Source organism: Candidatus Megaera polyxenophila, from assembly GCF_029982035.1.
Classification (GTDB): Bacteria; Pseudomonadota; Alphaproteobacteria; order Rickettsiales; family Rickettsiaceae; genus Megaera; species Megaera polyxenophila.
The window spans coordinates 953790-979603 of record NZ_CP104166.1; the positions used below are offsets into that span (position 1 = coordinate 953790).

28 protein-coding genes and 4 pseudogenes are annotated in these 25814 nt (G+C 35.4%); 21 read left to right on the top strand and 11 right to left on the bottom strand.

The genetic code is table 11. The annotated features are described in order from the left end of the window. Window positions 1-74: 74 nt before the first annotated feature. The 4 genes and pseudogenes from N3Z16_RS05125 to rpmE all read left to right on the top strand — a co-directional run bounded on the left by N3Z16_RS05125 (window position 75) and on the right by rpmE (window position 3926). On the top strand, window positions 75-1034 hold the full coding sequence (locus N3Z16_RS05125; RefSeq protein ID WP_282485641.1) for a 3'-5' exonuclease: 960 nt from the start codon (window positions 75-77) through the stop codon (window positions 1032-1034). 10 nt (window positions 1035-1044) lie between these two features. Beyond that, entirely contained in the window at window positions 1045-3222 is a 2178-nt protein-coding gene (recD2, locus tag N3Z16_RS05130) for an SF1B family DNA helicase RecD2 (protein ID WP_282485643.1), read from the top strand. Between the two features lie 169 nt (window positions 3223-3391). Then, entirely contained in the window at window positions 3392-3685 is a 294-nt protein-coding gene (rpmB, locus tag N3Z16_RS05135; protein WP_282485645.1) for a 50S ribosomal protein L28, read from the top strand. Then, window positions 3682-3926, top strand: a pseudogene (gene rpmE / locus N3Z16_RS05140) (50S ribosomal protein L31). The gene rpmB and the pseudogene rpmE overlap by 4 nt, the downstream one beginning before the upstream one ends. On the opposite strand, the pseudogene N3Z16_RS05145 reads toward rpmE, so the two are convergent. The 4 genes and pseudogenes from N3Z16_RS05145 to N3Z16_RS05160 form a co-directional block, all read right to left on the bottom strand. Further along, window positions 3923-4567, bottom strand: a pseudogene (locus tag N3Z16_RS05145) (IS256 family transposase); the annotation flags it as partial. The pseudogenes rpmE and N3Z16_RS05145 overlap by 4 nt on opposite strands. Before the next feature lie 24 nt (window positions 4568-4591). Further along, window positions 4592-5629 (bottom strand): IS630 family transposase, encoded by a 1038-nt coding sequence (locus N3Z16_RS05150; RefSeq protein ID WP_282485609.1) that lies wholly within the window; start codon window positions 5627-5629, stop codon window positions 4592-4594. 130 nt (window positions 5630-5759) lie between these two features. Further along, window positions 5760-6638: an IS982 family transposase gene (locus N3Z16_RS05155; RefSeq protein WP_282485647.1), complete on the bottom strand. Its 879-nt coding sequence runs from the start codon at window positions 6636-6638 to the stop codon at window positions 5760-5762. Window positions 6639-6729: 91 nt separating this feature from the next. After that, window positions 6730-7257, bottom strand: a pseudogene (locus N3Z16_RS05160) (transposase); the annotation flags it as partial. Window positions 7258-7619: 362 nt separating this feature from the next. Here N3Z16_RS05160 and tnpA (N3Z16_RS05165) point away from each other — a divergent pair. From tnpA (N3Z16_RS05165) to N3Z16_RS05195, 7 genes are all read left to right on the top strand, one after another. Then, entirely contained in the window at window positions 7620-8057 is a 438-nt protein-coding gene (gene tnpA / locus N3Z16_RS05165) for an IS200/IS605 family transposase (protein ID WP_282485546.1), read from the top strand. A gap of 679 nt (window positions 8058-8736) precedes the next feature. Continuing rightward, window positions 8737-9090, top strand: coding sequence for a transposase (locus N3Z16_RS05170; protein WP_282485649.1), 354 nt, complete (start codon window positions 8737-8739; stop codon window positions 9088-9090). Next, window positions 9084-9434 (top strand): IS66 family insertion sequence element accessory protein TnpB, encoded by a 351-nt coding sequence (gene tnpB, locus N3Z16_RS05175; protein WP_282485650.1) that lies wholly within the window; start codon window positions 9084-9086, stop codon window positions 9432-9434. Before N3Z16_RS05170 ends, tnpB begins: the two co-directional genes overlap by 7 nt. Window positions 9435-9518: 84 nt before the next feature. Next, window positions 9519-11006 carry an IS66 family transposase gene (gene tnpC, locus N3Z16_RS05180; RefSeq protein ID WP_282485651.1) on the top strand — a complete coding sequence of 496 codons (1488 nt, stop codon included), beginning with the start codon at window positions 9519-9521 and terminating at the stop codon, window positions 11004-11006. Between the two features lie 79 nt (window positions 11007-11085). Further along, on the top strand, window positions 11086-12705 hold the full coding sequence (locus tag N3Z16_RS05185; RefSeq protein ID WP_282485595.1) for a tyrosine-type recombinase/integrase: 1620 nt from the start codon (window positions 11086-11088) through the stop codon (window positions 12703-12705). After that, the gene (locus N3Z16_RS05190; protein WP_282485596.1) at window positions 12702-13646 is read left to right on the top strand and encodes a tyrosine-type recombinase/integrase; all 945 of its coding nucleotides are present in this window, start codon (window positions 12702-12704) and stop codon (window positions 13644-13646) included. The genes N3Z16_RS05185 and N3Z16_RS05190 overlap by 4 nt, the downstream gene beginning before the upstream one ends. After that, a complete protein-coding gene (locus N3Z16_RS05195) occupies window positions 13643-14653 on the top strand; it encodes a tyrosine-type recombinase/integrase (RefSeq protein WP_282485597.1) in 1011 nt (336 codons plus the stop codon). Before N3Z16_RS05190 ends, N3Z16_RS05195 begins: the two co-directional genes overlap by 4 nt. Before the next feature lie 74 nt (window positions 14654-14727). Here N3Z16_RS05195 and tnpA (N3Z16_RS05200) read toward each other — a convergent pair whose 3' ends face one another. Further along, a complete protein-coding gene (tnpA, locus tag N3Z16_RS05200; protein WP_282485546.1) occupies window positions 14728-15165 on the bottom strand; it encodes an IS200/IS605 family transposase in 438 nt (145 codons plus the stop codon). Window positions 15166-15396: 231 nt separating this feature from the next. Between tnpA (N3Z16_RS05200) and N3Z16_RS05205 the strand changes: the two genes are divergently transcribed. Further along, on the top strand, window positions 15397-15573 hold the full coding sequence (locus N3Z16_RS05205; protein ID WP_282485594.1) for a transposase domain-containing protein: 177 nt from the start codon (window positions 15397-15399) through the stop codon (window positions 15571-15573). A 34-nt stretch (window positions 15574-15607) separates the two neighbouring features. Here the strand turns inward: N3Z16_RS05205 and N3Z16_RS05210 are convergent, their stop codons facing one another. Next, window positions 15608-15742, bottom strand: coding sequence for a hypothetical protein (locus N3Z16_RS05210; protein WP_282485652.1), 135 nt, complete (start codon window positions 15740-15742; stop codon window positions 15608-15610). Window positions 15743-16787: 1045 nt separating this feature from the next. Between N3Z16_RS05210 and N3Z16_RS10980 the strand changes: the two genes are divergently transcribed. Further along, window positions 16788-17147, top strand: coding sequence for an IS110 family transposase (locus N3Z16_RS10980; RefSeq protein WP_410519640.1), 360 nt, complete (start codon window positions 16788-16790; stop codon window positions 17145-17147). Here N3Z16_RS10980 and tnpA (N3Z16_RS05220) read toward each other — a convergent pair. Next, complete coding sequence (gene tnpA, locus N3Z16_RS05220) at window positions 17144-17587, bottom strand: IS200/IS605 family transposase (RefSeq protein WP_282485655.1); 444 nt, start codon at window positions 17585-17587, stop codon at window positions 17144-17146. The genes N3Z16_RS10980 and tnpA (N3Z16_RS05220) overlap by 4 nt on opposite strands. Here tnpA (N3Z16_RS05220) and N3Z16_RS05225 point away from each other — a divergent pair. After that, window positions 17580-17789, top strand: coding sequence for a hypothetical protein (locus N3Z16_RS05225; protein WP_282485656.1), 210 nt, complete (start codon window positions 17580-17582; stop codon window positions 17787-17789). The two genes, tnpA (N3Z16_RS05220) and N3Z16_RS05225, sit on opposite strands and share 8 nt — an antisense overlap. Window positions 17790-18044: 255 nt before the next feature. Here N3Z16_RS05225 and N3Z16_RS05230 read toward each other — a convergent pair whose 3' ends face one another. Next, entirely contained in the window at window positions 18045-18281 is a 237-nt protein-coding gene (locus tag N3Z16_RS05230; RefSeq protein ID WP_282485657.1) for a hypothetical protein, read from the bottom strand. 254 nt (window positions 18282-18535) lie between these two features. Between N3Z16_RS05230 and N3Z16_RS05235 the strand changes: the two are divergent. After that, window positions 18536-18643 (top strand): annotated as a pseudogene (locus N3Z16_RS05235) (IS3 family transposase); the annotation flags it as partial. A gap of 161 nt (window positions 18644-18804) precedes the next feature. After that, a complete protein-coding gene (locus N3Z16_RS05240; RefSeq protein WP_282485658.1) occupies window positions 18805-20607 on the top strand; it encodes an ABC transporter ATP-binding protein in 1803 nt (600 codons plus the stop codon). A gap of 73 nt (window positions 20608-20680) precedes the next feature. On the opposite strand, the gene N3Z16_RS05245 is transcribed toward N3Z16_RS05240, so the two are convergent. From N3Z16_RS05245 to N3Z16_RS05255, 3 genes are all read right to left on the bottom strand, one after another. Further along, on the bottom strand, window positions 20681-20896 hold the full coding sequence (locus tag N3Z16_RS05245; protein WP_282485659.1) for a hypothetical protein: 216 nt from the start codon (window positions 20894-20896) through the stop codon (window positions 20681-20683). 179 nt (window positions 20897-21075) lie between these two features. Further along, on the bottom strand, window positions 21076-21624 hold the full coding sequence (locus N3Z16_RS05250; protein ID WP_282485660.1) for a hypothetical protein: 549 nt from the start codon (window positions 21622-21624) through the stop codon (window positions 21076-21078). Window positions 21625-21685: 61 nt separating this feature from the next. Next, on the bottom strand, window positions 21686-22171 hold the full coding sequence (locus tag N3Z16_RS05255) for a hypothetical protein (protein WP_282485661.1): 486 nt from the start codon (window positions 22169-22171) through the stop codon (window positions 21686-21688). Between the two features lie 235 nt (window positions 22172-22406). Here N3Z16_RS05255 and N3Z16_RS05260 point away from each other — a divergent pair, with 235 nt between their 5' ends. The 5 genes from N3Z16_RS05260 (at window position 22407) to N3Z16_RS05280 (ending at window position 25794) form a co-directional block, all read left to right on the top strand. Further along, a complete protein-coding gene (locus tag N3Z16_RS05260) occupies window positions 22407-22685 on the top strand; it encodes an HU family DNA-binding protein (RefSeq protein ID WP_282485662.1) in 279 nt (92 codons plus the stop codon). A gap of 24 nt (window positions 22686-22709) precedes the next feature. Next, entirely contained in the window at window positions 22710-23291 is a 582-nt protein-coding gene (locus tag N3Z16_RS05265; RefSeq protein WP_282485663.1) for a hypothetical protein, read from the top strand. A 17-nt stretch (window positions 23292-23308) separates the two neighbouring features. Further along, window positions 23309-23752 carry a single-stranded DNA-binding protein gene (gene ssb, locus N3Z16_RS05270; RefSeq protein WP_282485664.1) on the top strand — a complete coding sequence of 148 codons (444 nt, stop codon included), beginning with the start codon at window positions 23309-23311 and terminating at the stop codon, window positions 23750-23752. A 135-nt stretch (window positions 23753-23887) separates the two neighbouring features. After that, entirely contained in the window at window positions 23888-24127 is a 240-nt protein-coding gene (locus tag N3Z16_RS05275; RefSeq protein ID WP_282485665.1) for a GapR family DNA-binding domain-containing protein, read from the top strand. A 95-nt stretch (window positions 24128-24222) separates the two neighbouring features. Beyond that, entirely contained in the window at window positions 24223-25794 is a 1572-nt protein-coding gene (locus tag N3Z16_RS05280) for an AAA family ATPase (RefSeq protein WP_282485666.1), read from the top strand. Window positions 25795-25814: the final 20 nt, after the last annotated feature.

Below are 25814 nucleotides of genomic sequence, written 5' to 3' on the forward strand. Positions count from 1 at the left end.
GGAACTTGTAATAACCTGTTTAGATTCGTTAGGTACTTCGGTACTTATAAAATATATTGAACTATTTTTAGAAGATGCAACACGAGGATATAGAGAATCTAGCTACTATTTTAAATAATTCAGGCCATTACAGAGTCACTAAAAAATATCAGAGGCCGGAATATTATAATACCGGCGATGAAGATGATAAAATGATCGCTGTTTTTCTGGATATTGAAACAACAGGTTTATCCTATACACAGGATAAATTGATAGAACTTGGAATGGTCAAGTTTGAATATAACAGGCACGGCTCCATCTTTCGCCTGCTGGGTGATTTTAGCGGCTATCAAGATCCGGGCATCCCGATAACTGAGTATATTACAGAACTTACGGGAGTTAACGATGATATGGTAAAAGGCCAGAAAATACAAGAAAATGCAGTTGCTAATTACTTGCAGGATGTTGACCTGATTATCGCTCACAACGCTCAGTTTGATCGTACATTCCTTGAAACCACCTTCCCTTCGCTTCCACCAAAAGCTTGGGGTTGTCTAATGTATGACGTTGACTGGGATAAAGAAGGGATCTCAAGTCGTAAACTCGAATACATTGCTTATAAATTCGGGTTTTTCCATGAAGGACACAGAGCAATAAATGATTGTCTCGCAGGTGTTCACCTTTTAGCGCAGCAGTTACCAAAATCACAGGTACCGGTATTAAAAGAGTTACTTACTCAATCTAAGGCTATCAGGTTCAAGCTATATGCAGTTAACTCTCCATATGATAGTAAAGAACTGTTAAAAGCACGAGGTTATAGATGGAGCATGAGTCAGAACGATAAATATAGGGCCTGGTCTATTGAACTGAACGAAGATAAGGTAGCCGAGGAAATAAATTACCTACGCTCTAACATCTACAATACATCTTCGATTAATATACCTGTAGAAATATTTGATGCTTATAGCAGATTCTCAAGTACAAACAATAAATCCAATAATCATGTAAAATACCGAGATAAGCTGGAATGGTTTCAAAAACTGTGTACCTCTTAAAAAGATACACATGAGCATACATAATCAAAATGTTAAAGAATATCTATCGGGTAACATCGAGCGCATTACTTATCATAATCCTGAAAACGGGTTTTGCGTTTTAAGGGTTAAGGTTAAAAACCACAAGGATCTAGTCACCGTTACAGGCAGCGTCCCTTCCGTATCTGCCGGGGAATATATCAAATGTAGCGGCATTTGGTACAATGATCGCAATCATGGCAAGCAATTTAAAGCTGATTTTCTGAAAGCTCTTCCACCGGATACTTTAGAAGGAATTGAAAAATATTTAGGCTCCGGTCTTATCAAAGGAATAGGAGCTCATTTTGCTAAAAAGTTGGTTACTGCATTTGGTGATCAAGTTTTTGATGTAATTGAACACAAACCGGAATTATTATCTACTTTAGACGGAATAGGTAAAATTAGAGCAAATAGTATTTGCAATAACTGGAAGGATCAAAAAATTGTACGGGAAATCATGATCTTTCTTCAATCTCATGGGGTCGGTACAACAAGAGCAACCAGAATATTTAAAACCTATGGGGAAGAAGCAATTGCCATAGTATCCAAGGATCCATACCAATTAGCTAAAGACATAAGGGGTATTGGATTCGTTTCAGCAGATACGATTGCCTCTAACTTAGGTATTGCAAAAGATTCTCTTATCCGTGCTAGAGCCGGTTTGTCTTATGCATTATTAGAAGCAACTTCCAATGGGCATTGCGCCCTACCCTTGGAGACCTTAATAGAAAACACTCAGAAATTACTTGGTATAGATTCCAGTTTAGTAAAGCTGGCTATTGAAAAAGAAATTGAATCAAAAACCATTATTTGTGATCTTATAGAAGATAAGCCATGCATATTCCTAGCTAGTTATCACTTCTATGAAAAACAGATAGCAAAGATGCTCTTATCTATTGATAAAGAAGATGTACCATGGGGGAATAATAACTCACAAGAGTTAATTCCCGAAATAGAACAAAAGCTGAGTATCCGGTTAGCAGATAACCAGAAAGAAGCTATTATCAAAGCTCTATCAAAAAGACTTATGGTTATTACCGGCGGTCCCGGTACCGGCAAAACAACTTTAGTAAAAGCTCTGCTTAAACTATTAGAACTTAAAAAGCTTAATGTCAAACTTTGTGCTCCAACCGGTAGAGCCGCTAAACGTCTAAGTGAAACAACCGGCCTGGATGCAACCACTATACATAGATTATTAGAAATTAACTCTTCAGGAGGAGGTTTTAAGTATAATGAGGACAATAGACTTATATGTGATTATTTAATAGTTGATGAAAGCTCAATGATTGATGTCACTTTATTTTATGCTTTGATAAAAGCTCTACCCGATCATATTGGTCTTTTATTAGTCGGTGATGTGGATCAATTACCTTCTGTTGGTGCAGGACAGGTGCTAAAAGACGTTATTAATTCCAGTATCATTACAACCGTGAGATTAAATCAGATTTTTCGCCAATCGGAAAGCAGTGCGATAATCACTAATGCCCATAAGGTTAATAAAGGTATATTACCTGATTTAAACTTCCATAAAGGTAATAGTGACTTTTACTTTATCAAAGCAGAGCCGGGAGACGATATTATCAATAAGATAATTACTATCACATGCGATAGAATACCTAGGAAATTTAATCTGAATCCCATAAATGATATTCAATTATTATGCCCCATGCAAAGAGGTGGCATTGGAGCAAGATCACTTAATACTGAATTACAGAAAGTATTAAACCCAAATTATGAAAAAGGGATTACAAAATTTGGACAGATTTTTGCAGTCGGTGATAAAGTAATGCAAACGGAAAATAACTACGACAAGGATACTTATAACGGAGATATCGGTGTAATTAGTGCTATCAATCAGGAAGAACAAGAGGTAACTATTGATTTTTACGGCAATAAGGTAGTATATGACTATGATGATTTGGATCAAATCACCCTGGCCTATGCAACCACCATACATAAATCACAAGGATCAGAGTATCCGGCAGTTATTATTCCTATTACCATGCAAAGTTACATGATGCTTAGGCGTAATCTTGTTTATACGGCAATTACACGTGGTAAGAAACTTGTAGTTATTATCGGAGAGAAAAAAGCTTTTGCCATGGCGGTAAAAGATGGAAAAAGCTCTAATAGATATTCCAGGCTAAAAGATTGGTTACAATTTCAATAATGATTTGTGAGATATACCGGACAAAAAATTTAGACAAAAATTCAGGTAGTGTTGTTTCTAAATCAGGTAAGATAAAAAACTTTAAAACCTTGACAGTAAGAAGAAAATTATGTATCTTTTTCTGGAAAATTAAGTTTTATATTTTATCAAATAAGAATAGGAATTAACCATGTCTCGTAAATGCGAATTAACAGGTGTTGGGGTACAGTTCGGTAATAACGTATCTCACTCTCAAAGAAAAACCAGAAGGCGTTTTGAGCCTAACATTAAAATTGTTAAGTGCCACAGTGAATTAACGGGTCAGGAATATAAGCTGAAAGTAGTTGCACGATGCTTACGTAGCATTGAAAAAGCAGGAGGCTTTGATTCCTATATGCTAAACGCAAAAGTCTTTAAGATGTCTGATAATGCCAAATCTATTAGAAAAGAAATTAAAAAAATAAAATATAAGGTAGCAGCATGAGAAAAGACATTCATCCAAAATATCAGTCCCTAAAAATCAAAATCGGTAAAGATGAGTTTTTGACTTCTTCTACTCTACCAAGCGGTGAAATCCTAATGGACGTAGATTTCGTAAACATCCGGCTTGGAATAAGTCAACTCTTAATGTGGTAAATCAGTCCAATAAAAATGTCAGCGACTTTAACAAAAAATTTGCAGGGCTCTGTCTATTTAAGTGTGTAAATTCAAAAATAGGCACTTAAATTCTACCCTCAAATTTTATCAAAAAATGGGCCATAGCTTCTCCCCAATTTTGAATAGGCATACTCCATTTTCGCGTAATGTAATCTATTGTCAAGTATAAAGTCTTAAAAACAGAATCATCGCTAGGAAAAACCCGCTTATTATTTGTCACTTTGCGTAATTGGCTATTTAGACCCTCTATCGCATTGGTTGTATAAATTATCCGCCTAATAACCTCAGGATACTGTAAAAAAACTACCAGATTTTCCCAATTATTTTGCCAGGATTTTGCTATGTGGGGATACTGTTTTCCCCATTTCAGATCAAAATCAGATAAGGCCCCTAGGGCTTCATCTTCAGTAACCGAGCCATATACTAACTTTAAATCAGCAGCAACTTTCTTCCTATCTTTATAGCTTACGTATGCTAAGCTGCTCCTTATTTGATGGACGATACACAACTGATGTTCAGTTTCCGGATATACGGCAGCTATAGCTTCACTCATACCGGTCAAATTATCACTACAGGCGATCAAGATATCTTTTAATCCTCTGTTTTTCATTTCAGTAAAATTATTTAGCCAAAATTTAGCTCCTTCGTTCTCACTGATCCATAACCCTAAAATATCTTTCCTACCAGTTAAATCTATGCCCAAAGCTATTAACCCACCAATTAAATACCCGACTTAGGCGGCATATTTTACTTCTTTCGCCTGAAATAATCTTTTGATATGTTCTGGGTTATTTTGCAGAGTCCTTAGGTAAGATTTTAAATTCCCTTGGAGTTCAGATTTTGTAAGAGGTATATGTTTCCTATTTACATTTCTTTTTAAATCGTTGTTTAAATATTCATCCGGATTATGTTGCGGAGTATACGGAGGCAGAAAAAATAAAGAAATTTTCTTTTTATGTTTCCGAGTCCATATTTGTACTTTTTTGCTATGATGAACCTTGAGATTATCTAGGATTAAGAAGATTTTTTTCTTGGAGTATTTTACCAACCTCCGTAAAAATTCTATAAATACATTTGTTTTTAGTGTCTCTTCGTACAGCATAAACCTTAGCTTACCGTTATTTGTAACAGTGGATATCATGTTTATACTAAATCTCTTCGATTTATGAATCACAACAGGGGTTTTTCCTTTTAAAGAATAGCTTTGTAATACCTGACACTCTTGTTTTATCCCTACTTCGTCGCACCAATGTATTTCTGCCTTTTCATATTCTGCTTGCTTGGCTATTGACGGATATTCTTCATCTAACCAAAATTGAACCCTTTTGGGTTGCTGCTCATATGCTAACTTCTTTGGCTTTTGTGCAGTATACCCCCATCTTCTTAAATATTCGCCTATTGTACTTAGGGGAAGAAAAAATCCACAATGTTTTTTGATGAGTGCATTAACTGATTTTCTTGACCATAATGCTGATTTGATATTGTGATCTTCTGGTCTAGAGATATTTACGTACCCTTGTATTATTTTACTTTGATCTTCGGTTATAAGCCTTTTCTCTCCTATCTTTCTACCTCTTAACTTCCCACTAATTGCGTACTTGTCGCCTCTCTTTTCCCTCCTTACCCATTCATTTACTGTCTGGCGACTCACTCCTATTAATTCACCTACCGACGATTGACTCTCTCCTCTTTTTACTAGTTTTAGAGCAATCTTTCTCATCGACGCTTGTGCGCTTATTGATAATTTCCTAAAATCTTCACTTTTTGACATTATTGCATTATACAAATTCCTTCCTTCTTGGCAATAGTTATGTCGGGTATTTAATTGGTGGGTTAATACATATACCGCCTTGTTAATAATCCTCTTATCCTGTCTTACTTTAACTAACGCGAGTTGCCAATTAATTTTGCATATCTAGATCCTCTATTGGTAGCAAACTTTTTATAGAAGGCTTATTTTCTTGCAACTGGTAATTGATCAAACAAGATAGCATATGACTAAATGCATTTGTAACTGATCTATGCCTAGAATGCTCCAATTTATCAAGAAATTTAAGTTTTCCTATCACGGTTTCTATCAGTGCTCTTTTGAGCAACATTACCTTATCTGCAATTGGCATTAGCATATTTTTCATATTCTTTTTAACTCGAGTGACAAGCTGAATGCCTTTAGCGTATAAATCTTCAAACAACTCTGTAGATATATAACCGCGATCTCCAAAAACTTTGCCATAAATACCAGAAATCATGCTTCTCAACCCTTTTCTGTCATCCTTATTACCACTGCTAAAAGAAACTTTGATCAGATTGCCTTCTGGATCTATGATCAAATGTAGTTTGAGTCCAAAAAACCATCCTTTTGTGGTTTTACTTCTTGCCGCTATTCCTTTAAACACTTTATGTGAGTTGATGCGGTAATTCTTGCAAACTGCTATACTGGTAGCATCCACAAAAGAAAGGCCAGTGCATTTTATAAGTAAATGGTGTAACAATAGCATTAAATACGGCATATTTCTGCCTATCAATTTAGTAAAATTCGCATAGCTCACAAGTTTAAAGTCTATTGTATGATAGCACATGATTACTTGTTGATAATAATGTTTAAAACAATCACAACAAGAATTATAGTAACCAATTATTATTGTTAGTACTTCGCTTATTGATAAATAATTACTTATACCTGGCTTAGATTTTCTACTAGTAATTGTAGAAAAATTACTCGCCAAACTTTTTATAAAATCATCGACAAAGCAATAAATTGCGGTAAAATCTTTTTTCATAGGTTATTTTTAGTTGATGAAAAATATAAAATAACCTATATCCCTCTAAAAATCTAGCTTCTAGCACTTACATTAATTGGCAACTCGCGTTAACTACTAAGGCATCAAAATATACAATAGCATAAATCGCTTCTAAAGGCCTATGTTGCCAGCTTCTGACCTCATCCATTATATTATCTGTAACTCTGCTAATTAAGCTCTCACTTATTTCAGCTCCATACAATTCCTGAATTTGCATCTTAATGTCAGAGACGCTCATTCCCTTTGCATACAGTGATAATATCTTCTGATCTAACCCATCGATCCTAGTCTGGCGCTTCGGTAATAGCACCGGAGAAAATTCAGCATTTCTATCACGGGGTACTTCTAGTTCTAATACTCCTCCTTCGGTAATTAGGCTCTTCTTGCCAACTCCATTCCTGCTGTTCTCCGTTTCCCCTCTGCCATACTTGCTATAGCCAAGATGCTCGTCCATTTCTGCTTTTAAAGCCCTTTCAAATAGATTTTTTGTAAGCTCTTTTAACATCCCGTCTTTAGCAAAAAAACTTGTTAAATCAGTATCTTTATCTATTAACAAATCTACTGCTTGCTTTATTTTTTCTTGATTGCTCTTACTCATGTTTTATTCCTATTAAATTATATTATTCTTAATATAACCTATCCTAGAAATTTACACACTTACTTGGAAAGAGCCTCAATAAACCCACATACACCTCTTAAGCCCTTATTAAATTCTTTAAGGCTAGAGCGCGGTAAAGCGCAATACCCCTAAGGAATATAATCTTGAATAAACCTTATTTTTTATTAAATATCGTTCTATTTTAAGTATACATCACATAGACCAGTAAATTTCAGTCTATTTTAAAATGTTTAGGATAAGAACATAGATTTATAGTCCCTTTGGTGGTGAAAACCTCCATCTTCCAGATGGAAAAGCTTTAGCTTGTCTAATGCGCCATGATGCGGTAGCATCATAAGTCTATGACTTACTATAACAAAAGATCACATTCAGTTTTTTATCATCGTTATCATATAGTATGGATAACGAAATATCGCTATAAGGTACTTACTTACGACATAAAAAAACGTGTTCGGGAACTAGTGTTACAGGTAGCTGAGGAAATGAGTATAAAGATAGAAAATGGCGTTGTATCAAGCGACCATGTCCATATATTTGCAAATATTCCTCCGCATATTAAAATTAGTGAATTTGTTCAGAAAGCTAAGGGAAGATCATCTAAAAGAATACAGGAAGAATTTCCGATACTAAAAAAGAAATACTGGGGTAGACATTTATGGGGCAGAGGATACTTCAGTTCAACTAGCGGTAATGTTACAGATGATATGATTAACGAATATATCAACAAACACACTGACGCTCATGAGACCGACTTTACTTCAAATATTAGGCTAGAATGAGCTTTAGCTTGATAAGCGACTTCTAGTCGCAAAGATCAAACTTTCATCTCTCAGATGAAAGTGGTTGATTAGTAAAATCTTCTAATTTTAAATACACCTTTTTAATAGTCTAAGCATTAACGCATGCTATTATATGCACTAGGAAGTTTACTGGCGACCTATGTCTTATATGTTCCAGGTTCATCGATCATTTATTTTAGACAAATGGTTGCTTTTAAGGAAATTAGTAAGGAAATACATAAATTAGGAGTATTAATAGGTTAAATAATTAACTTTATAGAATAAGATAAAGTTGGCCAGAAATTTTGATAGAGTCATTTAATCTTGATAAGAAGAATTATAAAATCATTACAAAATTTCCCTGTTTGCTGGATTATTCTTTAAAGTTTTAGTGATATAATTGATTATTATGTACTATAATATTATTTTTTATAGATATAGTGATGATATATTTCAGGATCTCTCGGATGCAATTTCTCTTTTTCCCTACGAGCTTTTACTAGCTCTCTATAGCGAGCAAATGCTGCTTGTTGATCATACATCATTTCGAGCTCGATATCTTTATTTTTTACATCAATATCAGTTACTTTGTAATGCCACGGCGAAGGTGGTCTAGCGAATATTAGGAAGCTGGGATAAACTACTCTTTTTTTACAATTGAAAAAGTAGGAGACGCTATATGCCAGGCAAGAAGGTAAGGTTAGAATTAAAAAACATGATAATTGAGGAATCGTTGCAACCAGGCTGTGTGGTAGCTGGGTTAGCAAGGCGGTACGGAATTTCCAAAAATACCATATATGGCTGGCGCAGTAGGTGTAATAAATCAACGCTATCCTCAGTTATACCCGAACTGCCGGCAGCAACATCCGGATTAAGCGGCCAGTTTATAGAATTATCTATTAATGAACCGGAGCAATCACTAAATTTACAGGAAGTTACTTTAAAATTTAGTAATCTCTCAATATCCATGCAGGGGCAAATCAAGAGCTCTGTTTTAATATCTGTGGTCAAGACATTAGAGGAAGTATGCTGAATACTCCCCGTGATATTAAGATATACCTTTGCACTGGTTGTACCGACATGCGCAAGGGAATTAACGGTTTATCGGTATTAGCACAAAGGTTATTGTCAGAAGCTTTTGCCAGTGGAGGAATGTTTATCTTTCGTGGCAAGCAGGCAGATAAGGTAAAGCTGTTATGGTGGGACGGGCAAGGCTTTTGCCTGTTTTACAAATGTTTGGATAGAGGCAAGTTCACTTGGCCTAAGAGTAAAGATCAAGGAACATTAGGGATAACCAGGGCACAATTATCAATGTTACTGGAAGGCATTGATTGGAGGAGTCCAAAATGGTCACAGCCTCCTAAATATAGTGGATAAAATATATCTATTCCTGACTATATTTTTAGATGATTTATTGCATCAAACCTTGATACTGCAAAGGGTTTATGATATAAATTATCTATGAAAATAGATTTTAAAAACTTACCATCCAAAGTAAAAAATTTGCATCAAATTATTGCGAGTTTAGCAATAGAAAATGATTCACTGCAAACCCAAAATACTACTTTAGTATCAGAAAAAGAAAGCTTACTCTCAGAGAATGATTTACTCAGGTATCAATTAAAATTATTGAAAGCTAAGAAATTTGGCAGGTTATCTGAGAAATTAAATAGCCAAATAGAACAACTGGAATTATGGATTGAAGAGAATGAACTGACTTGCGCTGAAGCAGTTGCTACTGACTTTAGTACAAGCAAAGAATTGAATAAGGAAAAACCAAAACGTTTAAAATTTCCGGAACATCTGGCAAGAGAAGATATTATACTTAATCCAGAGGCAACTTGCCCGGAATGTGGAGGAACGAATTGGCGTAAAATAGCTGATGATATATCTGAAACTTTGGAATATGTTCCATCATCATTTAAGGTAATACGTCATATTAGGCCACGCTGTGCCTGCATTGCATGTGAAAAGATAATGCAAGCTTATGCTCCATCAAAAGCCATAGATAAGGGTAAAGCAGGACCTGGATTGCTAGCACATATATTGATCCAGAAATATTGCAACCACTTGCCAATATATCGCCAGCATCAAATATATTTACGTGAGGGGATTGAAATAGCCCAAAGTACTATGACTGGCTGGGCCGGACAATGCTCCAGATTATTACAGCCATTAATAGAGAGCTTGCAACAAGAGATATTCTCAAGCAACCATATACATGGTGATGATACACCGGTAAAGGTACTTGCCCCTGGACTTGGCAAGACAAGAACCGGGAGGATATGGACATATGTTAGGGATGGGCGTCCATACGGAGAAACCGAGCCACCAGCAGTTTGTTATTTTTATAGCCCTGACCGTAAAGGTGAGAGGCCAAAGGAACATTTAAAGGATTTTAGAGGCGTATTACATGCAGATGCCTATTCTGGTTATGATCAGCTATATCAGAACCAGGATAATCCAGAAGCAGAGATTACCGAAGCTGGGTGCTGGTCTCATACCAGGCGGAAGTTTTATGAAATAACAGTGGTATATGATAAGGCAAGTATAGCGATATCGATTCTGGGACAGATATCAGAGATGTATAAAATTGAATCCGAAATCAGAGGTCTTGATCCTGGGGAGAGGATGAAATATCGACAGCAAAAATCAAAAGAATTGGTAGAAAAATTATTTAACGATTTTAGAAAATACAAAAAGGACTTGCCAGCAAAATCTCCGACTGCCAAGGCGATAAACTATGCGCTAAATAACGAGGCAGCACTAAGGCGCTTTTTAGATGATGGCAAAATCGAGATCGATAATAATGCGGCTGAACGAGCCATGCGACCAATCGCTGTTGGTAGGTTATGTGGTGCATCACATAACCTGCCTTATGTTGCCAAGCCAGTTATGTTGTGTTGGGTCAACATTCCTTATTCTTCTTACCCCTTTATTATCATCTAAACAACATAATTTTTGCATGATGTAGGTTATCCTAACACTGGTTGTTCATAATTTCAATAAACCAGAAAGGAGGAAGATCATGTTTAACCAACTATTCAGAAGCAGCTATTACGTTACAAAGCATATTAACACACCATTGCTGGAGGAGCGTTTAAATTATCTCCAGTATTGGCATGAAGCTGGTAAAGCTCACAGCACTCTCACAACTATCGCGCAATATCTTGTACGCATTGTTGAGTATCTACAGTTAGATACTACAGATATTGTGACTATAGAAGAAGTTGAAGTAGCTGCTGATCTCTGGGCTAGATATCAATCTAATAACCCACAAAAAAAGGCAGCCTTTTCAAAAACTGGGAAAAAACGTTTTATTTGGTATGCCACTCACTGGCTGGCAAAACTATGTCGTTTAAAACGCCCAGTAAAAACAGTTATCCCAGTGTTCCAGAAGATTTTTGTGCAATCTCATACAATAGCCCGCCATTCGACAGCTCCGTTAGTTGAGGAAAGGGTGATGTATCTACAGTATTGGAGTGATTGTGGAGCAGTAACTTCTACCATTCGTATAATAGCGCAGTATCTATTGATCATCATACAGTTTTTAGACTTTTATCAAGTAAGGATAGTAACATTGAGTGAAATTGAAGAAGCAGCAGTGAGGTGGCGCCGGACAAGAGATCCACAGAATATACATAAGAAAAGCAAATATTCAAAATTTGCAAAAAGACAATTTATTCGAAATGCTGCGAGGTGGTTTAAAATGCTAGGTTGTTTACAGGAAACCAAGCAGCCTATTTCATTTGAAGAATATCTCAACCAGTATATAAGTTACATGAGGCAGGAACAAGGACTGTCCGAATGTACAATTCTTTCCAGGTTTTATCAACTTAGAATTTTTCTTACCAGTATTGAGCAGAAGCAGCAAGAATTTACTAAGCTCACACCACTCATCGTAGATGAGATAATCATAGGCAAACATGATATTGATCATCACTCAAGACGCACTGTGCAACTTTACGCTTCAATACTGCGCTCCTTCTTGAGATATGCCGAGGATCAAGGCTGGTGTCCAAAACACTTGGCAAGTACTATTAAAGCACCACGTGTATATAGAGATGAGTCACTGCCTTCTGCACCATACTGGAGTGATGTCAAAAGGTTACTAGCAAATAGTGTCAGTGATAGTCTAGTAGACATCAGAGACTATGCCATATTAATGCTACTATCAGTATATGGCATGAGATGCAGTGAGGTTACTCATCTTCGTTTAGAGGATATCGATTGGGAAAATGAGTTGATTCATTTACAGCGTGCCAAGAGATGCAAACCTCAGACATTCCCTCTTTCTAAAACCGTTGGCGAAGCAATTTTACGATACTTAACTCTCGTCAGACCAAAATTGCGCACGTCGAGAGAAATATTCTTGTCTATGTACGTGCCTTATAAACTTTTATCATCGGCTGCAGTGTATCAAATTGTCAGTAAAAGGCTTAAGAAGCTGAATATTACAATAAAACATTATGGACCACATGCACTTCGTCATGCATGTGCCACTCATTTAATTAATGAAGGAATATCACTGAAAGAAATAAGTGATCATTTGGGGCATCGGACTCTAGATACCACAAGAATTTATGCAAAGGTTGATCTTACAACTTTGCGCAAAGTTGCTGAATTTGATATGGGAGGTCTATTATGATGCTAAACCAACTTGTAACTCAATATATCCACTATAGGCAATCTTTAGGTGAGAAATTTAAGACCAATGCGTACTACTTAAAAGCCTTTTGCAGGATAGTGGAATCAAATACAGATATCCAATCTATCTCTTTAGCGCAAATAAACAGCTTTCTTTACGGGGACGCGCAAACTGTAACATCTAGCTGGTTTGCCAAGCATTCTGCACTCTTCGGATTCTATCAGTATGCATTGACGCGCAATTACGTTACCAAAGTACCACTTCCATCTATTTTACCAAAAAGACCACAAGGATTTGTTCCATATATTTACTCACAAAGTGAGCTAAAACTACTTTTTGATACAGCCTTAACATATCAAAAAAATAAGAGCTGCATTCTGCCATACACAGTACAGACTGCACTTATTTTGACCTATGCTCTTGGTCTACGAATCCATGAAACACTGTCTCTAACTCTGCAGGACATAGATATAGAGAATGCAGTAATCACAATAGAGCAATCTAAATTTTATAAGTCCCGCTTAGTACCGTTTAGTATACAAATTAAGGATACCATTGCCAAATATTTAGAATGGAGGATAGATCAAAGGCAGCCACAATCACCAGAAAGCCCTTTGTTTATAGGGAAAAATGCTCAGGCATTTAATATAAATACAATGCAATATATTTTCCAAAGAATAAGAGCTAAGGCTAAGATTAAAAGAGACGATACTAGCAGATATCAACCAAGAATGCATGATCTTCGTCACAGCTTTGCTGTACATAGACTAACAAGTTGGTATCGGGAGAAGAAGGACGTGCAACAACTTCTTCCAATATTATCAACCTATCTTGGTCACAGACGCCTTGCTGATACGACGGTTTATTTGACAATGACGGATGATCTGTTGCAGGAGGCTAATATACGCTTTGAAAAATATACAATAGGAGAAAAACAATGAAAGATACAAATTATTTAAGCATATGGATAAAACGATTTTTGTTAGAATATTTAATCAGTACCAGAAACCTATCAAAAAACACACAGCAAAGTTACCGCGATACATTCAAGCTACTATTGCCATGCATGGCTAGTAGGTCTAAAAAGGCCATTGATAAATTGCTTATAGATGACATTAGCTCAGATCATATAAAAGCCTTTCTTCTTTCGCTCGAGAATGATCGCCATTGTTCATTATCAACGCGCAATCAACGCCTTGCGGCACTTCATGCTTTTGCAAAATTTGTAGGGCTAAATAGCCCAGAGCATGTAGAATGGTCTAGACAAGTACAGATAATCCCCTTTAAAAAAGCGGAGCACAGATTGATAACTTATCTTGATAAATCAGAGATGGATGCGCTATTAACCGCCCCAGATACTAACACTACTCAAGGCAGGAGAGATTATGCATTATTACTCTTCCTCTATAATACTGGAACTAGAGCTGATGAGGCGGCTCAGCTAACAATAGCTGATCTCAGTGTAGCTCATGTGCAAAAGAGAGATTTATCTACTGTTATCATCAGAGGCAAGGCTAATAAATTTAGAAGATGTCCATTATGGCAAAAAACTGTTACAGAACTTCAAGGTTTGATAGCTAATAGAGATAAACATGAGCATGTGTTCTTAAACCGCTGCAAGCAACCACTGACTCGCTTTGGAGTGCATAACATGGTCAGACGTTATACCAAAGAGATCGTCAAAACAATACCATCGATAAGCCAAAAAAGAGTAAGCCCACATACAATACGTCATACGACGGCTACTCATTTACTGCAATCTGGTGTAGATATCAATACAATCAGAGCTTGGCTCGGACATGTATCAATTAACACAACAAATATTTATGCAGAGGTAGATTTAGAAATGAAGGCAAAAGCACTAGCTTGTTGTGATATTACAAATGATAAGCCACCAACGCATTGGAGGGACAATAAAGACCTGATGAGTTTTTTGGCTACACTTTAATACAAATCAACCACTTTCATCTGAGAGATGAAAGTTTGATCTTTGCGACTAGAAGTCGCTTATCAAGCTAAAGCTCATTCTAGCCTAATATTTGAAGTAAAGTCGGTCTCATGAGCGTCAGTGTGTTTGTTGATATATTCGTTAATCATATCATCTGTAACATTACCGCTAGTTGAACTGAAGTATCCTCTGCCCCATAAATGTCTACCCCAGTATTTCTTTTTTAGTATCGGAAATTCTTCCTGTATTCTTTTAGATGATCTTCCCTTAGCTTTCTGAACAAATTCACTAATTTTAATATGCGGAGGAATATTTGCAAATATATGGACATGGTCGCTTGATACAACGCCATTTTCTATCTTTATACTCATTTCCTCAGCTACCTGTAACACTAGTTCCCGAACACGTTTTTTTATGTCGTAAGTAAGTACCTTATAGCGATATTTCGTTATCCATACTATATGATAACGATGATAAAAAACTGAATGTGATCTTTTGTTATAGTAAGTCATAGACTTATGATGCTACCGCATCATGGCGCATTAGACAAGCTAAAGCTTTTCCATCTGGAAGATGGAGGTTTTCACCACCAAAGGGACTATAAAATAATACGGAGCGTCGTCGGAGCGTTGAGTTAGGGTACTTAATTATGTTATCTTCGTTTCATAAAACGTACAGAGATATAGGGTGCAATAACTCAACACAACATAACTAGCTTGGCAACATAAGGCAGGAAGAATTGGATGTTTGCTGGTTCTGACAATGGAGGTCATACTGCAGCTGGTATATACTCGCTGATTGAAACCGCCAAGATGAACAACATCAACCCACATCTATACCTGCAAAAGGTACTAGCTACCATCCAGGATTATAACCATAAAAAAATTGCAGACCTCCTTCCTTGGAATATTATCCTGTAAAACTAATCTTTTGCAAGCCGGGTTCACCGTGGCATTACGTTACTTTAGGTTTTTTATAAAGTGATATGATTCCATCACTGGCATTAATCGAATAAAGCCTTTTCTTTTTATCTTCTTGGCCTTCCAAGCTTTCAGTATCCTGATCATTATTTTTATTATCCAGGTTCATTCTCTTTAATAAAACACTTTGCTCTATTGGATTATCTTACCAAACATAACTCTATCCTTATATAAAACTGTGTTTTCTCTATTCTTTATCCCAACAACATCAGACATCAGTGGTAACATTTTAAGCACAAGTACTTTGTGTGGTACACTCTTTCTGTATCATAAATTAATTATTCCAGTTTTACTAAGGAATATTAAGATTATCCAATTATGATCTCCTCATACAGCTAAAAAAATGATTATATAATTTGTTCACTTTTTTCTATTATTATATTCCTGTCACTCCTTTAGGAATAATATCTGAGAGAGGTTAAAGCCATAAATGCACTATGTTTATCCTAATTTTCTTTTTTAATTATTCCTTTAAACTTCATGCCAAACCCACTAGCAACCTATTTTTATAGCATCCACGTATCTGTTTGTTACTACCCTCCTAAATAAAGGAGTTTGGAGCTCTTAGCTCAATAGTTTTAGCGTTTTTGTCAATAATAGGAGTCGTTTGTTAAACCAGTTGTTGTAAACATGAATATTGTATGTTTGGATTAGCTGCTGGCAAATATCTCCTCATTGTAAGTCAGGAAAATGATATACATAGGATATGAGTGATAGAAAGAAGGTAGTATATTGCTCAATAAGAGAGAACTTATACTAATCCCTATCATGAATGATAGGGATTAGTACGCGGGTGTGAGCGACCGTTTCTCCATTGGTTTTACAACCGTGTTATATCAAGGTACTCTGGCCCGCTATCTCAAGACGTTTGAATAGTTAAATGGGAAGCTTATGCTCTCCCGGTTACAATCGTAAATTATTCATTTATTAATTATTCCCGAGATGTATATGTAATTACATAATAACTTTATTGGAATAGATATTGGAAAATTTAATTTTGCTGTTAGTGTTCATGGTCAAAAAGAAACAAAGGAATATAATAATACAATGCAAGAAATAAAAGAATTTAGCAAAGATTATAAAAATATTTTGGGTTATTCTTTATGTATTAAAAAAAATACTGGTGGTTATGAACTAGAAATATTGTATACGCTCTGTGGTCTAAACATTGCTGTACATATAGAGCTGATACGAGCAAGGTCAAAAACTTTATTAGATCATACGGTAATAGTACTAAAACTGATAAACTTGATGCAAAAGCACTGGCAAAATATAGGGCTGAGCGTAAAAGCCTGTTAGAGCCATTTACACCACAATTTAAGCAAGTATTGAATTTATTTGAGCTTGTGCGGCGCAGACAAGGTCTTAAACAGATTCCAGTTGCTGAGAAAAATCATCTACAAGCGCCATCAGTCTCAATAATTAAATTAAGCTGTAAAAAAATTATTAAAGCTATAACTGAACAGAATAAAAGAAATCCCCGCCGCAAGCAGCGGGGTATTTTAGAATTTTAGAAAAAAGCTAACTGATGGTCGTCATGCAGTTTCTTATATTCCTTGCCTTGATTTTTTACGTATTTTCCTATCATATTCTCATTTCCATGCTTACCTACCGTACTTGTGAAATATCCATCAGTCCAAAATTCTCCGCCCCATAATTGTTTCTTAACCTGTGGACATAATCTGAATATTTGACGAGCCGTAACACTTTTAATTATCGTTACTATTTTTGTTACGCTATAAGTCGGTACAGATTGTACTAAAAAATGTACATGGTCTTCATCAGTTCCTATTTCTAAAAATTTTATTTGATATCTCTTTTCTATCCCTAAACATACTTCCCTTAGCACTTGATCAACCGATACATCAAACACCGCTCGGCGATATTTTGCTGGAAATACCAGGTGATACAGTAAAACAGTAACATTGTGACTCTTGTGTATATATTTGCTCATCCCCACATCTTACGCCGCAAGCGGCGGGGAATATACCCAAAAGAGATTGAAGCAATTACTAAAGCTTATAGATTCTGATCAAATTCTAAAACAGAAACAAGAGATACTAAAAACTATACCTGGAATTGGTGATATTGTAGCATTTGAGTTATTAGTAATGCTTCAAGAGCTTGGTTGTCTTGACCGAAGAAAAATAGCTTGATTACGCGGTCTTGCGCCAGCAGCAAATGACAGTGGTTCATGGATATAGAAAAACTTACCATTGTAGAAATGGCATAAAACCAATTCTATTTTTGGCCGTTATCGCGTCAAGAAATTCTAAATCTGAACTTAAATACTTTTATAAAAACTTAATAGCAAGAGGTAAAGAGAAGGTGGTGCTTTAATACGTAAAATTATTGTTATCGCTAATTCCAGATTACGTGATTTTTATGCTCAAAATATGACGATATAATTTTTATATATAATTTTTTAAAAACATATTTGATACAACTTGTTGTAATATCGTCATACCTACAGTTTGTTTTCTCCACAAGTTGTTATTTCTAATTGTAAAATTATAGATATTTTCTACAACGTACTCTATAGTTTTTATATCAAGCTCAGACCTTGAATAAATAGACTGAACCTGACTTAAGACAACGTTTTTATCATTCTCACTTAGTTGAACTATATGTCTGAGGCAAATTATCATGGTATTGTAGACAACTTCAAAATCTTTAATATTTGATAGCAGCTCATAGTTTCTTAGCGGTTCAAGAGTATTAGCAAGCCTTACTTTTAGTTGATTCTCTGGGCAAACATTAGTAATTGCCCTCTGTTCTACTTCGGTTAGGTATTGTTCTACCTGCTTCTCCTTGTCTATTTCTTTTTGCTTTGTTAGTGTAATGTTTGCTGTTGGTTTCTACTGTATCTCAAATCACAGACATTTAGCAAAATACGCCATAAGATTGTTGGGATAATTGGGTTGCAGAGAGTTTTTTTCATACTCTTGAAACTGAGTTGGCACATCAGTGTAAATTTAAAAGCAGAAAGGAGGTTAAGAATGTAATATTTTAATATATTGAAGTGTTTTATAGCCGTATTAGGATTCATTCAGCTAATGATTATTTATAATCAGCAGAATTTGAAGCATTAACGGAAACTAAAGCATTACAAAAAACTGCGTGATTGTTTGTCCGGAAAAGTGTTGACACATCACAGAGAGAAAATAATTTTTGGAATTGAAGAAAATGATCAGGGATACAAAATTACCAAAAACACTTTTTCCATTTATATGGTATTTTTTGAAAGAGTATAAAAATATCGTACTTGTGGTGATATTTTTATCAATCATTGCTGGTTTTTGGGGACCATTTAATAGCATATTAAGCAAGCAATTGATAGATTTATTACCAAGCGTTAATGACGGAGATGTATCGATATTGGCCTTACCAGCAAGTCTAATCGTTATAAATTTTATCGTTTTTGATAATTTTACATGGCGAGGCGTTAATTACATTTGGGCTAAATATGTGCCCATAATACAAAACAAAATTATTTCCGTGATGCTGGATTATACCTTATCGCACTCTCATGGCTTTTATCAAAATAGTTTGTCTGGAAAAATCTCTAAGCAGATTACTAATTTATCTGATAGCATTGTTGATATTATAACTTTTAAACTAACTAATTTTTTACGAGGCGCTTCGTTGTTGCTTGCTGCATTTGCTGCATCTTATTATGTCAATTCAATTTTCTGTATCATATTGATCGCATGGTTTATAATTTTCGCTACATTCAGCATCTCCATGTCCAGAAAAATTGTTTCTCTAGCTGATAAATTAGCTGAAGAAGAAACTGTAGTGGTTGGCGAATTAGTTGATTCACTATCGAATCATTCAAATATAAGAATTTTTGGACGCAAGATCTATGAAAATTTAAGGATGATACCATTCTTTGAGAAGCAGCGTAATGCCTATTATTCGTTAAATATTTACTCTATTATGCTTTATTGCATTCAAGGTGGTCTTATCACCATCATGATGGCTTTTTCAGCTTTTTTCCTTATTCATTTGTATGGCAAGGGTTTAGTTACAATTGGAGATTTTGCTCTTATTTTAGGCTTATCTATGGAAACTGGACATATGACTTGGTTTCTAATGAGCGAAGTTGATTATTTTAACAAAGCAGCAGGGAAATGTAAGCAGAGTCTTATTTCTTTGATTGTATCGCTAGAAATCCAGGACAAACCAAACGCCATAACCTTAAATTGTATACAAGGTCAAATAACTTTTAATCAAGTCAAATTCCATTACAAAAGCACCGAACCACTTTTCCAGAATAAATCCATCGAGATTCAGGCAGGTCAGAAAGTTGGGCTCGTTGGCTATTCAGGCAGTGGAAAATCAACGTTCGTCAATTTGATACTCCGTCTTTATGATGTGACCGATGGTGCCATCCTGATTGATGGTCAGGATATCAGGTATGTAACTCAGGATAGTTTGAGAGAAAACATTGCTATGATTCCCCAGGATCCATCATTGTTCCATCGAAGCTTGATGGAAAATATTCGTTATGGACGTATTGATACAACCGATGAGGAAGTTATTGAAGCGGCTAAAAAAGCTCATGCTCATGGATTTATAGAGAAACTACAGCAAGGCTATGGCTCGTTAGTTGGAGAACGAGGCGTAAAACTCTCTGGTGGACAACGTCAACGAATCGCTATTGCTCGCGCTATTTTAAAAAACGCACCAATTCTTATTTTGGATGAAGCAACAAGCCAGCTTGATTCCGTCACGGAAAACTTGATCCAGGAATCTTTGTGGAAGTTGATGCAAAACAAGACCACAATCGTCATTGCCCATCGTTTATCAACCTTGCTGCATATGGATCGCATACTGGTCTTTGACAAAGGCAAAATTGTAGAAGACGGTACCCACGATGATTTGCTTGCCAAAGGGGGAGTGTATAAAAACCTATGGGATGCACAAGTTGGCGGCTTCTTGGATGATGAAAAAACGGAGGATCAGGTCTGAAATCTTCATTAAATATTCAATACACATCCACACCTACAATTGTAGACATTGATTTTCTGATACAAAAAATCAATTAGGAGAAACCCGAATTTGATAAAGCTCGTCCTTTTGCATTTTTTATAAGAGGTGTATAATATGCGCTATTGGTACTTTGCTTGATTGATGCTATTTTTATGTCCGATAAATATTTTTTTAATTCTTTATAAACGGACGGACTATAGATTACATCACGAAGTCCACCCCACCCCGTATATTGATTTAAAATCATTATTTTCTCTTCTTTAGACATATTAAGCTCGTTATTTGCCAATAATTTGTAATACCTGCAAATTTTTTTCTACTCTTTCCTTGATCATTGCTTCTTTTTTCATTACACTAACCCCTGTATTTTAATTATTATACCTCTGTTTTATGAACTAAATTAGTTAGAGGACTTAAATTATAAGTTCTCTAACTAATTGATTTATTTTAAGAAACCCTACTCATTACTTTTTGCGTTAAAGATTTGCCGACAACGGCTGCAAAATGCTCGGGATCGGTAAATAATAAACTTGCCTCGTCTATGCTATTATCCGTTAACGCCTGATACGCATCTAATTTAGGATATAAACGCTCAGTCCATATTTTTAAAAAAGTACCGCCAGGCAAAATAAGAACATTGATAAAATCCTTGCAGCTACGATATAAACTATTATTGTTAATTCTAATATTCGGGGTCGTAAGCGGAATTAACCCGCATTCTAGCGCTATATCGGGGTTAAATATTAACGGCTCAAAATAAAAACATTTCCCCCTTCGCTCCAAAAGTAATAAGTCGGTTATCTGATTAAGAATTTGACTTTTTGTCTCTCCTAATTCTCCTATCTTGCGAGCATAATGTTTGAAGAACACATCATAATTATCGCATAACGTATCTAGTAGAAAATCTTGGTCATATACTAAATCGCTAGCTTTTTTATAAAACGGCTCCCTGTAAAGTCCACTATTGTAAAATTTTGTCATATTATTAATCATCATATTTTATTTGATTTATAAATACCCCTCCCCCACGCATTAATTAATGCGGGGGGCGGTTTAATTAAAGTGCTGATTTTGCTAGAATTTGCTTTAGCTTCTGATATAGATCTTTGCCCACTACATACTCAAAATAAGCTTTTTCTCTTTTATGAAAATATGTGCTTCTTTTATCTATCATGCCGCATACAAGCACCTGATAAGCATCAAGTTTTGGGGATAAATTCATACCGCATCCCCCTAGCGATAGAAGTTTAATATCGCCGAAAATAAAAGGTATTAAGTCGCACTGGGTAGCTACCTGCTTATTAAAGGCAAGAGGCTCAAAATATACAGGCCAGTAGCTTAAAGCCTCAAACAAGCTCTCTTCTATTATTTCTCTGATTCTATCTTCGTTGTCTTCGTCTTCTATCTGCTCTCGGTAATAGTTTGATAGTAAATCAAAGTCGTAGCTAAGATCGTTGATATTGCTTGTAATTTTATCAAGTGCAATTCTGTGTTTAGTAAAAAACGGAGGTTCATATAGCCCGCTATTAAAAAACTTTTTCATAATTATTAATCCTCAAGTTTATAAGTTAAAATTCGTAGCACAGGGCTACCTTTATGAAAGCGCAGCTTTCATCCCTGAGGTGCATGCGTAAGTATCTTCTTATTTATCTTCTTGCTTATGTAATTATTTACGGCGGCAATCAACTCGGTCTTAAAGAGGCGGTGGTTGATAATCGGGCGATTATATGCTAATCTTTTCTTTGCCTTAACAAAACTAACAAACCTATGAGGATTCAATGAACAAGGGAGATTTTATAAAATTTATATCGGAAAATAATAACTGTACTCAAGGTATGGCCGAAAAGGTAATCAATATGTTTACCTCCTCCGTCATTGATGCAATTAGCAAAGGTAATGAAATATCTCTCATCGGTTTCGGTAGTTTTTCTGTACAAAAAGTTGAAGCAAGAGAGGGGCGTAATCCTAGAACGGGCAATGCGTTGAAAATTGGCGCCTATAATCAACCGAAGTTTAAAGTAGGACAAAAACTAAAAGATGCCGTTAATAAAAAATAATAATAAGATAACTTCGAGGATAACATGATTAACAAGATAACCTTAAATAAGCTATATATTGCTAACACCTTGCTGCTTTGTATCCTTACTTATTTGTTGAATTATTGTACTGCTATATACGGGTGCGCACTCGTATTTACGATAATTGCTATTACGGTTAATGCAACAACCGTTCTATACGGTAGATTTAAAGGATTAATAGGACTGAGTTTTGCCGCTATTATTAGCTTTGCTCTTCTTTGGAAGCTACCATACTATATTGACGGAAGCCTAGTAAACGGCTTGGTGATTGCTTCGTTTTCTTCGCTAATCGTATCCCTATACTTCTCTTCATCCGCTTTGACAAGATTCTATAGTAGATTTGGTTTTGTAATAACAAATGCCCTATCCTTAGGTATAGCAGCTATAATAGACGGATTTATTATGGGTTTATTCTTTGTTATTAATAACAACTTCTCATATGCAAGAATCATGGATACTTTTAACAGGGAACTATCTTACAAAATGTTTTACGGTATTTTAGCCTCCTTTCTTATATTTACCATTATTAAGATACTACAAAAAGGTGCAGCGATTACCGAGTACAAACGAAGAACGTTAACTTAAAAAAGAGGTAGTCTAATATGTCAGGAAGTTTAAATAAAGTCATACTAATCGGTAATCTAGGGAATGATCCGGAAATTAGAAATACTAATGATGGTAGAGAAATAGCTAATTTTAGTTTAGCTACAAGCGAGAGCTGGAAAGATAAAGTAACCGGAGAGAAGAAAGAAAAGACGGAGTGGCACCGTATAGTATGTTTTAATGAAGGGTTAGTTAAGATCATAAAAGAATACGTCAAAAAAGGTACTAAGCTTTATATTGAAGGTCAATTACAAACCAGAAAATGGTTAGATAATACAAATCAGGAAAAATACACAACAGAAGTCGTGTTACAAGGTTATAATGCTAATTTAATCTTACTTGGTACCGGTAATAACTCTATGGATCAATCTGAGCAAAGCACCACCCCAAGTAATAATCCTGTTTTTGAGAATGACGAACTGGATGACAATATTCCTTTTTGAACGAGTTAATTATGACAAAGGATTTTAAGATATGTTTGAGTATGAAGTTAATCTGGAAAACCAATGCGACTGACTAAAGATATGGGCATTATCTCATTAATGGAAAATAACTAAATTTAAAGATTAGGATCGACAATGATAAACGAAGTTATAGAAGCAGATAAGCTAAAACAAATAATCTCTAAAATAGAAACTATTGAAGAAGAAAGAGCGGAGTCCGCAGATCTTTTAAAAGACGCTTTTAATGAGGCAAAATCCATGGGTTTTGACATAAAAATAATCAAGCATGTCCTTAAACTTCGTAAAAAAGATAAGAAAAAGCTGGAGGAGGAAGATAGCTTGATTGAATTATACCGAGGAGCTGTGGGTGTGTAAAATTTTAGAACAGACTTGTATAGCTTCCGTGTTAAAAATAAAAAAATAGTTTAAAGCAATATTAAATTTTAAAACGGCAATAATTATAAAAAAAAGTGGCTCATAACCTTGGTAACATTGAATTCAACGAACAGTTTTTAAAAGCCTTTGATTTGATGCAGTCGACAAGTCTCAATGTTTTTGTTACCGGTAAAGCGGGAACGGGTAAATCAACGCTGTTAAATCATTTTAGAAGTAACACCGAAAAACAAGTTTCGATATTAGCTCCTACGGGTACTGCCGCAGTTAATATTAAAGGCCAGACCGTTCACTCATTCTTCAAGTTTAAACCTAACGTAACTCTTGCCTCAATTAAAGCAGGTAGAAATTCAGGCGATACTAAAAAAGAAAATATTTACAAAAAACTTGATATAATAATCATTGACGAGATCTCGATGATTAGAGCCGATTTACTCGATTGCATAGATAAATTCCTGCGTATTAACGGCAAAAAGTTCGATCAACCTTTCGGCGGGATACAAATGATATTTATAGGCGACTTATATCAGTTACCTCCTGTAGTATCTTCATCGGAAAAGCAGATTTTTAAGTCTCACTACACTACACCGTATTTTTTTAGTGCTAAATGTTTTGACGGTCTAGATATGGAGTTTATAGAACTTGATAAGATTTATAGACAAAGCGATTCAAAATTTATTAATGTTTTAAATGCAATCCGTAATAATTCGGCTACGGATAACGATATTAACATCATTAATGAGCGTTATAACGAAAACTTTGAACCTGATATCAATGATTTTTATATCTACCTGACTTCTACCAATACTAATGCCGAACTGCTAAACTCTCAAAGACTTAGTAAAATCAAATCAAAAGAATATAATTTTACCGGAATAACCGAAGGTAATTTCGCTAAAAACCAGCTCCCGACTCTGATTGACCTTAAATTAAAAATCGGAGCACAGGTAATGATACTCAATAATGATTCAGGCGGGCGTTTCATTAACGGTACTATCGGTAAAATAACCTCTATCGATGCGAATGATGAAATACCTAAACTAATAATTCTACTAGAAACGGGCAAGAGAGTTAGTATTGCTCCTTATACTTGGGAATCTTATCATTTTTACCTTGAAGGCACTGAGCTAAAATCAGGTATTACCGGTACTTTTACACAGTATCCCGTGATGCTTGCCTGGGCAATTACTATCCATAAAAGCCAAGGCAAAACTTTTGATAAAGTTATTCTAGATATAGGAAAAGGCACTTTTGCTCACGGGCAGATGTATGTTGCTCTTAGTAGATGCACATGCTTAGAAGGGTTAATTATCAAGAAAAAGATAGCTAAGAAACATATATGGATGGATTGGAACGTAGTTAGGTTTGTTACCGACTATCAGTATAAAAAATCGGCACAAGAATGCCCTATGGAAGATAAAATTAAAATAATTGAAGATGCTATCAAAAACCGATTAACTCTTAACATTACTTACTTAAAAGCCAAAGATGAGAAATCCTCTAGATTAATTCAACCGACTTATATCGGAGAAATGATATATTTGGGTAAAACATATACGGGGATTCAGGCCTTTTGTCTTAAGCGCCGAGAGAACAGAGTATTTAAGGTAGATAGAATACTGGAAATTAGTTATTATTCTGAAAATTAATATATTATAATCAATATTAC